Origin of the sequence: Pseudoalteromonas prydzensis (assembly GCF_011050055.1) — a bacterium.
GTDB classification, from domain to species: Bacteria; Pseudomonadota; Gammaproteobacteria; order Enterobacterales; family Alteromonadaceae; genus Pseudoalteromonas; species Pseudoalteromonas prydzensis_A.
On the sequence record NZ_DRGM01000138.1, the window covers coordinates 1 to 3,739 of the forward strand.

Consider the following 3,739-nt stretch of genomic DNA (forward strand, 5'->3'; position numbering starts at 1 on the left):
CGCCCAAATTTGCTTGGTGACAATAGCGTTTTGGACCCACCTGATTCCATGCCGAACTCAGTAGTGAAACGAAACAGCGCCGATGATAGTGTAGCATTTGCTATGTGAAAGTAGGACATTACCAGGCTTCAAATTAAAGAAACCCGTTACAGAAATGTGACGGGTTTTTTGCTGTCTGGGATTTAGTAAATAGCCAAGAGCCCATGCCGAACTCAGTAGTGAAACCAAAGCTTCTACCGATGATAGTGTAGCATTTGCTATGTGGCTCTCCACCGCTGTGGGCACTACGACATTACCAGGCTTCAAATTGTAGAAAGCCCGAATCTAACGATTCGGGCTTTTTTACGTCTGCAGAAAAGTAAAATACGCACAATTAATAGACACTCATATCAACACCCATCGCGTAGGCCGGGCGAGCGAAGCGACTCCCGACACTAAAATCATACGATCGTAATTTCACTCTGACTATCTAGCCCTGTAGATGTTTCCATAAATGCAGCTGCTTCACATTGAATAAAACCTTGCCCTAACTATTCAGTACCCTTATTAGACGTTCCTATAAGTATATAGCTCCATCTAAATATATTATTAAACAATGTATAACGAGTATTACCTGGTGCTAAGCTCATCAATGTTATTTACCGCATTACATCTCTAAATAACTGGCGTTATAGCGTGTGCAGAATAAATACACATACCTGATAATTATACTAATCGGCAATAATACCTAATCAATTTGGTGGATTGAACTTGACGCTAATTGCGTTAATAATTTCTGATATGCGATTGCATGGAGACTGAAGGTTGAGCAATTTAGAAGTCAATGACGAGAACAACGAAATAAAAGATTTTTTCCTCAAATAGATCATTTAACTAGGTAGATTGGCGTAAAGTTTATTTTATATTGGTTCTAACTAACCATCTATATAGTCCAATAAAAAACAATGCAGCAGATCCTAAGCCACTCAACACCCAAATTACTTTTAAAATGTTACCGCCAATGCTGCCGTCATGAAGAGGGTGTAACCAGTTTTTAATTTTACTAGCCGTGCTTTGCTTATCTATATTAAACAGGCTCTCTAGTTCCCCTGTAGACGCATTAACCTCGATATAGCTATGCGGGAAGCGATAAGAAGGGTCATTGTCAGTTTGAAACCTGAATCTGTAAATCGCATTTAAGTTTGAGGGTGTTTCAATCCAAGCTAAACGCGCACTTGGTAATGCTTTTTGAGCTATTAAGATCGCTTTTGATAAAGGAATATTGGATTGTTTGTTAGCTTGCATTTGTGTTTTTGAGGGAGAGTTTATATTGCTAACTAGAGCGATTAATACAGGGTCCGTTTGTTTTGGAATAGCGAGCATAACGCCTGTAGCAGTTAAAACTAATAATGGTATGCACAAAGCCAAACCAATAAGTTTATGCCAGTCATAAAGTAGACCTATTTTAGAACTGCGACGTTTAAATTTTAACGATTTTATCCATTGCCCAGGTTTTGGAAACCAAGCAAAGAATCCAGAGATAATAAGAAGTAATGTGGCTATGCCTATATAACCAACAACTAGAGTGCCTATTGCTCCTGTTAGTAATGAAAAATGTAAGTTGTATATCCAAGTTACTAGGTATTCCCCCCAGTAGTCTTTGCGTATTACTTCATCGTTATCACTAGATAGCCAAACCATTAAAGGCGCAAAGCCATGCTCTTTTGTTTCTATAGGGTTATAGTAGCGTGCGGGTACAATTGAATTCACACCTGTATTTTCTAATCGCCATGGTCCGAGCTTTGAAGGGAAATTTTTCCTTAACTTACTGTATGCTTTATCCCAATCAGGTATTTTTGTATTAGTAGTAGTGTCATTAATTGGATTTAACAGTGAGTCTATTTGTGGGTAATAAACTAACACGGAGCCAGAAAGGCTAATAATAGTGAGTAATACGCCTACCGAGAGGCCTAAGTACAAATGTAATCGTCTTGAGGTTTTTCGCCATGAAAGCTTTGGTGTCATCAATTGAGTAGCCGTAATGGGTAATGCAGATTTATTGGGCATTAAGAAGTGTTTGATTATGGAGTATATTATATGGTTTTTGATATGATTCGTGCGGTATTTTGTCGCACTTATTAAATTAATTATTTAAGAAGTAAAAACGCCAGCTCTAGACTGGCGTTAAAATACAATCTTAAAGTTTACTTAAGCTTTAGGTCCTGCATTTTTTATATCGTCTGATACGTCGTACTTAGCAAAGTTTTCAGTGAAGTCAGCGGCTAGTTTTGCTGCATATTCATTGTACTTAGCTTTGTCTTCCCAAGTATTGATTGGGTTAAGTAAGTTAGTATCTACACCAGGAACGGCTACCGGTACATCTAGGTTTAAAACATCAATGTGCTGAGTTTCAACACCCGCTAATTTACCAGATACGATTGCATCAATTACTGCACGAGTAGTTGGAATATCAAAACGTTTACCTGTGCCGTAAGGGCCGCCAGTCCAACCTGTATTCACAAGGTACACTTTAGCGCCAAACTCGCGTACACGCTTCATAAGAAGCTCAGCGTAAACACCAGCAGGGCGTGGGAAGAATGGTGCGCCAAAACATGTCGAAAATGTTGATTCAATATCGCTAGTAGAGCCAATTTCAGTAGAGCCAACTTTTGCTGTGTATCCACTTAAAAAGTGAAAAGCAGCAGCTTCTTCGCTAAGTATAGAAACTGGTGGTAATACACCGCTTACATCACAAGTTAAAAATACAACAGCTTTTGGTTCGCCTGCGCGGTTTTCTACTTTACGTTTTTCAACGTGTTCAAGTGGATATGCTGCACGGCTATTTTGAGTAAGGCTAGTATCGTTAAAATCTGGAATGCCTTTTTCATCTAACACTACATTTTCTAAAATAGTGCCAAAGCGAATAGCATTCCAAATTACAGGCTCATTCTTTTGTGACAGGTCGATACACTTAGCATAACAACCGCCTTCAATATTAAACACGCTGCCAGGTGCCCAACCGTGTTCGTCATCACCAATTAAAAAGCGAGTTGGATCTGCTGAAAGCGTTGTTTTACCTGTACCAGATAAACCGAAGAACAATGCTGTATCGCCTGCTTCACCAACGTTAGCAGAGCAGTGCATTGGTAATACACCTTTTGCTGGTAGTAGGAAGTTTTGCACAGAAAACATCGATTTCTTCATTTCACCGGCGTAACGCATACCAGCTAGTAATACTTTACGCTGTGCAAAGTTAATAATGACGGTGCCATCGCTATTTGTGCCATCACGTTCTGGCTCACATACAAACGAAGGAACGTTCATTACTTGCCATTGCGGTAAGTTTGAAGCGTTATAGTTTTGCGGTTCGATAAACATGTTTTTGGCAAAAATATGGTGCCACGCTGTTTCTGTAGTTACGACTACAGGTAGATAATGCTCAGGGTCTGCGCCAACTTCTAGGTGAGAGGTGAAGTGGTCATTACTTTGAACATGTGCTTCTACGCGAGCCCATAAAGCGTCAAATTTGTCTGCATCAAATGGGCGGTTAACATTGCCCCATTGAATGTCATCTTGAGTTGTAGCTTCTTGTACAATAAAACGATCTTTTGGTGAACGACCAGTTCGTTTTCCTGTAATTGCAACAAAAGCACCATTTGCGGCTAAAGTACCTTCGCCACGGCGGATCGCATGCTCGACAAGTTCAGCTGCGGTTAAATCGACAAAACGTGTAGCGCCTGTAGTCATGTTTATACCTAAC

At 39.9% G+C, this 3,739-nt stretch carries 2 protein-coding genes and 1 rRNA gene; 1 reads left to right on the forward strand and 2 read right to left on the reverse strand.

What is annotated here, in order from left to right; genetic code table 11:
• Positions 1–12 precede the first annotated feature (12 nt).
• Positions 13–127, forward strand: a 5S ribosomal RNA gene (gene rrf / locus ENH88_RS13330).
• Positions 128–894: 767 nt separating this feature from the next.
• Here rrf and ENH88_RS13335 read toward each other — a convergent pair.
• Positions 895–2,004: a PepSY-associated TM helix domain-containing protein gene (locus tag ENH88_RS13335; RefSeq protein ID WP_197186291.1), complete on the reverse strand. Its 1,110-nt coding sequence runs from the start codon at positions 2,002–2,004 to the stop codon at positions 895–897.
• Positions 2,005–2,187: 183 nt separating this feature from the next.
• Positions 2,188–3,726, reverse strand: coding sequence for a phosphoenolpyruvate carboxykinase (locus ENH88_RS13340; RefSeq protein ID WP_076926092.1), 1,539 nt, complete (start codon positions 3,724–3,726; stop codon positions 2,188–2,190).
• Between the last annotated feature and the right edge of the window lie 13 nt (positions 3,727–3,739).